This window comes from Psychromonas sp., from assembly GCF_041586535.1.
In the GTDB taxonomy this organism is placed as follows: domain Bacteria; phylum Pseudomonadota; class Gammaproteobacteria; order Enterobacterales; family Psychromonadaceae; genus Psychromonas.
Map to the genome: position 1 here is coordinate 1 of NZ_JBFGZY010000197.1, position 5245 is coordinate 5245.

Annotated in this window: 9 protein-coding genes; 3 read left to right on the forward strand and 6 right to left on the reverse strand. The window is 39.8% G+C overall.

Going from position 1 to position 5245, the window contains the following annotated elements; all coding sequences use genetic code 11:
- Window positions 1-167 precede the first annotated feature (167 nt).
- From ABZA00_RS16230 to ABZA00_RS16250, 5 genes are all read right to left on the reverse strand, one after another.
- Window positions 168-548 carry a DUF2069 domain-containing protein gene (locus ABZA00_RS16230; RefSeq protein WP_372883194.1) on the reverse strand — a complete coding sequence of 127 codons (381 nt, stop codon included), beginning with the start codon at window positions 546-548 and terminating at the stop codon, window positions 168-170.
- Between the two features lie 136 nt (window positions 549-684).
- Window positions 685-1035: an arsenate reductase (glutaredoxin) gene (gene arsC / locus ABZA00_RS16235; RefSeq protein ID WP_372883195.1), complete on the reverse strand. Its 351-nt coding sequence runs from the start codon at window positions 1033-1035 to the stop codon at window positions 685-687.
- Between the two features lie 35 nt (window positions 1036-1070).
- Window positions 1071-1511 carry a YcgN family cysteine cluster protein gene (locus ABZA00_RS16240; protein WP_372883196.1) on the reverse strand — a complete coding sequence of 147 codons (441 nt, stop codon included), beginning with the start codon at window positions 1509-1511 and terminating at the stop codon, window positions 1071-1073.
- A gap of 75 nt (window positions 1512-1586) precedes the next feature.
- Entirely contained in the window at window positions 1587-2633 is a 1047-nt protein-coding gene (locus ABZA00_RS16245; RefSeq protein WP_372883197.1) for a lytic transglycosylase domain-containing protein, read from the reverse strand.
- Window positions 2620-2919 (reverse strand): YcgL domain-containing protein, encoded by a 300-nt coding sequence (locus ABZA00_RS16250; protein WP_372883198.1) that lies wholly within the window; start codon window positions 2917-2919, stop codon window positions 2620-2622. The genes ABZA00_RS16245 and ABZA00_RS16250 overlap by 14 nt, the downstream gene beginning before the upstream one ends.
- A 125-nt stretch (window positions 2920-3044) precedes the next feature.
- On the opposite strand from ABZA00_RS16250, the gene minC reads away from it, so the two are divergent.
- The 3 genes from minC to minE are packed head-to-tail and all read left to right on the forward strand — an operon-like array spanning window position 3045 to window position 4855.
- Window positions 3045-3755 (forward strand): septum site-determining protein MinC, encoded by a 711-nt coding sequence (gene minC, locus ABZA00_RS16255; RefSeq protein WP_372883199.1) that lies wholly within the window; start codon window positions 3045-3047, stop codon window positions 3753-3755.
- A gap of 19 nt (window positions 3756-3774) precedes the next feature.
- The gene (minD, locus tag ABZA00_RS16260) at window positions 3775-4587 is read left to right on the forward strand and encodes a septum site-determining protein MinD (RefSeq protein ID WP_372883200.1); all 813 of its coding nucleotides are present in this window, start codon (window positions 3775-3777) and stop codon (window positions 4585-4587) included.
- Between the two features lies 1 nt (window position 4588).
- A complete protein-coding gene (gene minE, locus ABZA00_RS16265; RefSeq protein ID WP_372883201.1) occupies window positions 4589-4855 on the forward strand; it encodes a cell division topological specificity factor MinE in 267 nt (88 codons plus the stop codon).
- A gap of 190 nt (window positions 4856-5045) precedes the next feature.
- Here the strand turns inward: minE and tnpA are convergent.
- Window positions 5046-5245, reverse strand: a 200-nt coding sequence (tnpA, locus tag ABZA00_RS16270; protein WP_372883202.1) for an IS200/IS605 family transposase, incomplete at its 5' end; no start/stop codon positions are given.

Here is a 5245-nt window from a genome sequence, read left to right on the forward strand (position 1 = left end):
ATGATCTATTTAGGCGTAGAAAAAATGGATGAAAGCAAGGCATTGATTGCAGTAACTAGTTGTTCTAATTACAAAATCAATAACACAGCTAGCATTCATTTTAGCAAGTATAAATGAGTAGATAGTTATCGGATTTGGTATTACGACTCCATTATCCAGAACTGAGGTTAATTGGCTTTTTTCTTACGAATACTTAATCCCAATTCACGTCCCCGGTATTTTGCAAAATAGATGTCGCCAATCAAGAAAAATGATGCGCACAATAACTCAATACTTGCCAATAACCATTCACTCGGTTCGCTACTTAATATAACAATGGCGTGCATCAAATAGAATAATGCAAGAAAGCCTGACCATGCGTAGGTGTAAGGATTTTTTTGTAAAATTCCCTTTAATGGAAATAATAATGGAATAAACCAGATGCTTGTCACCAGCCAGGGGTTTATATCCAGCAAAGGGGGCGATAACCACAAATGCCAGACAGGGATAAGAATTAATAATCCAAAATAGCCTGTTTTGGCCAGTAATTGATAGTGCCGGGTGCGCATAAAATTCAACTTATAAAAGGAACTGTGTAAAATCTGCAATGCATATATTAACTTAATGATGGCGATTAATCAGAAGCCAAGCACAGCACAACGACTCTTTTAATACTGTGCTTAAATGGCGCATATTTTTCACTTATTAAATGATCTGCAACACTGATTCAGGCGGACGGCCGATAGCCGCTTTTCCGTTTGCTAATACAATCGGGCGCTCAATTAATTTTGGATTGTCAACCATTGCCTGTAATAGCAGCGCTTCGTTGTTTTGTTCTTTAAGTTTTAAGGTCTTGTAGAGATCTTCTTTGGTCCGCATTAATTGGCGGGCTGAATCAAAGCCTAATAATTTAATGATACTTTGCAGTTGCTCTGCAGTTGGCGGGGTTTCCAGGTACCTCACTACCTGTAAATCGATGTTTTGTGCTTCAAGTAGGGCTAAGGTTTCGCGGCTTTTAGAGCAGCGCGGGTTGTGATAAATAATAATATTGGTCATTTTTTTTCCTTTTGGGTGTGTGCTCTTCGGGATTATTATTCAGCAGGCCAAATAGCAATATAATCTTCCAAATTGTCGGGATCAATGCTGTTTTCTGAAATTATTTTTCCACGCACTGAAAAACCACCTTTATGCATTGCGGACTGGCTGCCGGTAATTAACGGGTGCCATTCCGGTAAAGGTTTCCCTTCCGCTAATCGCCGATATGCGCAGCTTGCGGGTAACCAATGAAACTGCTCAATATCATCCAGAGAGACTTTTACACAATCTTTAACAAGTTTAAAACGCTTGTCGTATTTTCGGCATTGGCATGATTTTGTATGTAACAGGTGGCAAGCGACGTTTGTGAAATGTAACTCTTCCGTGTCATCATCTATTATTTTGTTTAAGCAGCACTTGCCGCAACCATCACACAGAGATTCCCATTCTTTGCCTGACATTTTTGACAGGGTTTTATGTTCCCAGAATTTATTCATATTCTTCTTACTTTATTATATTGGAGTGATGCTCGGTTTTTATCACGTTTCTATTATTTATCTCATCAAAACAGACTATTTTTCAGTGATAACAATACGTGGCTCATTAATACGCTCAGATAAATAACTCACCGCCGTTGCAAAATAATATGAACGGTTCCAGTGCATCAATACCCGGTAGTTATTATAGGCAAGGTAGATGCGCCCGTTTTTATCATCAGGAATAACCAGTGAAGCATTGAGATCAACATTGGGCAAAGCACTGCCATCATAACGACGGACACCTAATCTCTGCCATTCCTGCAGTGATTTCTGCTTTTTAATATCTGCCAATCCGGTATCGAAATTATCCGGTAATTTGACCTGGCGTCCCCAGGTCTGATCTGCATTCCAACCTTCTGTTTTCAGGTAATTTGCCGCCGAGGCAAAGATATCGGCATGGGTATGCCAAATATCTTTTTTACCATCACCGTCATAATCAACAGCATAATTAAGATAAGAGGTTGGCATAAATTGTACCTGCCCCATCGCGCCGGCCCAGGACCCAATAAAGTCTTCAGGTGCAACATGTCCCTGCTGTAAAATTAATAATGCGGCGAATAACTGTTTTTTAAATAATGCTTCACGGCGGCCCTCATAGGCCATCGTTGTTAAAGAGGAAATAATATTATGATTACCGGTAAAATGCCCAAAATTTGTTTCAACACCCCACAAGGCAACAATAAATCGGGGTTGAACACCATAGACTTTACCTATCTCCTCAAGCAACTGGTAATGTTCTTTATAAGCTTCTCTGGCTTGTTTGACTTTCCAGTCGGGAACGGCTCTTGGGATATAAGTATCGAGGGTTAACTTAAATTCAGGCTGCTCTTTATCCGCTTTAATACTGCGTTGTAAAAATTCAACATTAGCAAAGGCCTTTTCGATAACATCGGTATCAATGCCGTTTTCTTTGGCTTCTGCCTTAATGTTTTCTACATATTCAGCAAAGGGGATTTTTCCTCCGGTATTGTCTGTACCAGCTGTTTCTGCACAGACGCTCTGGCTGAATAATACCGTAATCATAGACAAAAAAAGCGTTTTTATCGGTGACGCTAAACACCGTGCTTTATTCAATTTCATGGTTATTGCCTTGTTGTGTTGCATTCCAGTTTTTGTGCTCCTGCAGATAATTAATCGGAGGAGGAGGAAGCTGTAAATAATAACCGTTATTTGTTATCGCAGTAATGACTTTTGCCGCATCTGCGAGGGCAAATTTGGTTTGCAGGTTAATATTTAATACTGAGACCAATTGCGGCGGGCCGAATTGAGCCAATAGCCCATCAGGTACAAGCGAAAAATCATCACGTTTTGGTATAAACAGATAAGTTTGTGATTTCCTAATACTTTTATATACAGCACATAACATAATACTAATGCAGCCCTTTACTTGCCTATTTTGATAGCAAACTATAACATGCATTGAGGGTTTTTTTTTCAGAAAAACACTGAATTTTTAATCAAATAATTACGATTTTTATAGATGGGATGGCTATGACCTTAAAATCATCAAATTTTACGCTGCTTGTAGTGAATCTTGAAAGTGAAAGCCTGACAGCTTTAGCTGAAGAGTTGCATAACAAACGCATTATGGCACCGGATTTCTTTAAAAATGCCCCTATTGTGGTCAATATAGAGGGCGCAGCACTTAAAATAGATTTTGCTCAAATGAAACAGATAATAAACGAGCAGAACTTTATTTTAGTCGGTATTTCAGGTGATTTATCAAGCGAGCAAAAAGAGTTGATAAGTGCGCAAAATATAGCCATATTAAGACGTTCGATTCGTCAGTCACATGAACCGGAAAGTGAAACCTCTGAACAAATCAAAGCGGTTGAAATACCGGCGGTTTCTGATCCACACACTGATGTTAAGACAAAAATCCATACTGGCCGGGTGCGTTCCGGACAACAGATTTATGCTAAAGAGACAGATCTCGTTATACATGGTGATGTTGGTGCCGGTGCTGAAGTTATTGCCGATGGTAATATTCATATCTACGGTACTTTGAACGGCAAAGCATTAGCCGGGGCAATGGGTGATAAAAGTGCTTGTATCTTTTGTCAAAATTTGAAACCGGAATTGCTGTCGATCGCCGGCGTGTATAAATTAAGCGATGATTTATCTGGTGATTATGTCGCCAAGAGTTGCATCGTATCATTACAAAATGAACAAATTGTATTGGGCAAATTGAGTCAGGTTTAACTGATAAGGAATAAGAATAATGGCCAAAGTTATTGTCGTGACATCTGGTAAAGGTGGTGTTGGTAAAACTACAAGTAGTGCTGCAATTGGTAGCGGTCTTGCTATGACCGGTGCAAAAACCGTCATTATCGATTTTGATATTGGCTTACGTAATCTTGATTTGATTATGGGCTGCGAGCGCCGGGTTGTTTACGATTTAATTAATGTAATAAATGGCGAAGCTAACCTGCAGCAGGCATTAGTTAAAGATAAACGTATTAATGAGCTGTTTATCTTACCCGCTTCGCAGACGCGCAATAAAGATGCGTTAACCAAAGAAGGTGTGGAAAAGGTTATTCATACGCTGAAGGAAGATGGTTTTGAATATATCATTTGTGATTCTCCTGCGGGGATTGAGCAGGGCGCGATGATGGCACTGTATTTTGCCGATGAAGCGATTGTGACAACCAATCCTGAAGTTTCATCTGTACGCGATTCAGACCGTATTACAGGGATGTTATCCAGTAAATCTTATCGTTCAGAGCAGCAACTTACCCCCGTAAAAGTACATCTTTTAATTACCCGTTACAGCCCGGAGCGCGTTCAGCGTGAAGAGATGCTAAGCATCGAAGATATCAATGATTTATTAGGCATTGATTTATTGGGTGTGATACCGGAATCTAAAGATGTATTAAGTGCTTCAAACTTAGGCGAGCCTATTATTCTCAATCAAGACAGTGATGCAGGTAAAGCTTATCAGGATGCAGTGGATCGTTTACAAGGTATTGAACGTGATCTGCGTTTTGTTACTTGTGAGAAAAAAGGCTTTTTAAGCCGAATATTTGGAGGTTAAAATGGGAGTCTTAGAATATTTCAGAAGGGACAAGCCAAAAAAAGGCAGTGCAAAATTAGCCAAAGACCGTTTGCAGATTATTGTTGCTCATGAGCACTCAAGCGCTGTCAGTCCGTCATATTTACCTGAAATGCAGAAAGAAATTGTTGCGGTCATCCGCAAATTTATGGACATATCAAATAATGATGTGACCTGCGAATTTTCAGATAAAGCAGATGATGATATGTCGGTATTGGAAGTAAATATCACATTACCTAAAAACAAATAAAATTAGCTGCTTAATATACCTGGAACAGTTGGAAATGATGAATAGATAGAGCTCGTGAAACGGACTGGTGGCATGGCTCTGCTTGCTGTCCGGGTAGCGATTTTTGTTATGCCGGATTAATTTATCCATTTAGATGAAAAACACCGTCATTCATGGCGGTGATGAAAATCATTGATGCGAAGCATTAACGTTACTTAGGTCTATTTTGCTGCTCGATATAAGTCGTCAGGGCATCTAGCGCAGCACCGTCACATGATCCGGCAAAGTAACTGGGAGACCATAACGCACCATTCCATAGATAACGATGTATATCGAGGAACTCTTTTCGCATCAATCGAGAGCTAACACCCTTGAGTGAGTTGATCAATTTACTTAACTGGACTTTCGGAG

Bases quoted from the DNA above. Each gene is read 5' to 3' on its own strand.
- ABZA00_RS16230 (WP_372883194.1), bottom strand. From the start codon at position 548: ATGCGCACCCGGCACTATCAATTACTGGCCAAAACAGGCTATTTTGGA.
- arsC (WP_372883195.1), bottom strand. From the start codon at position 1,035: ATGACCAATATTATTATTTATCACAACCCGCGCTGCTCTAAAAGCCGC.
- ABZA00_RS16240 (WP_372883196.1), bottom strand. From the start codon at position 1,511: ATGAATAAATTCTGGGAACATAAAACCCTGTCAAAAATGTCAGGCAAA.
- ABZA00_RS16245 (WP_372883197.1), bottom strand. From the start codon at position 2,633: ATGAAATTGAATAAAGCACGGTGTTTAGCGTCACCGATAAAAACGCTT.
- ABZA00_RS16250 (WP_372883198.1), bottom strand. From the start codon at position 2,919: ATGTTATGTGCTGTATATAAAAGTATTAGGAAATCACAAACTTATCTG.
- minC (WP_372883199.1), top strand. From the start codon at position 3,045: ATGACCTTAAAATCATCAAATTTTACGCTGCTTGTAGTGAATCTTGAA.
- minD (WP_372883200.1), top strand. From the start codon at position 3,775: ATGGCCAAAGTTATTGTCGTGACATCTGGTAAAGGTGGTGTTGGTAAA.
- minE (WP_372883201.1), top strand. From the start codon at position 4,589: ATGGGAGTCTTAGAATATTTCAGAAGGGACAAGCCAAAAAAAGGCAGT.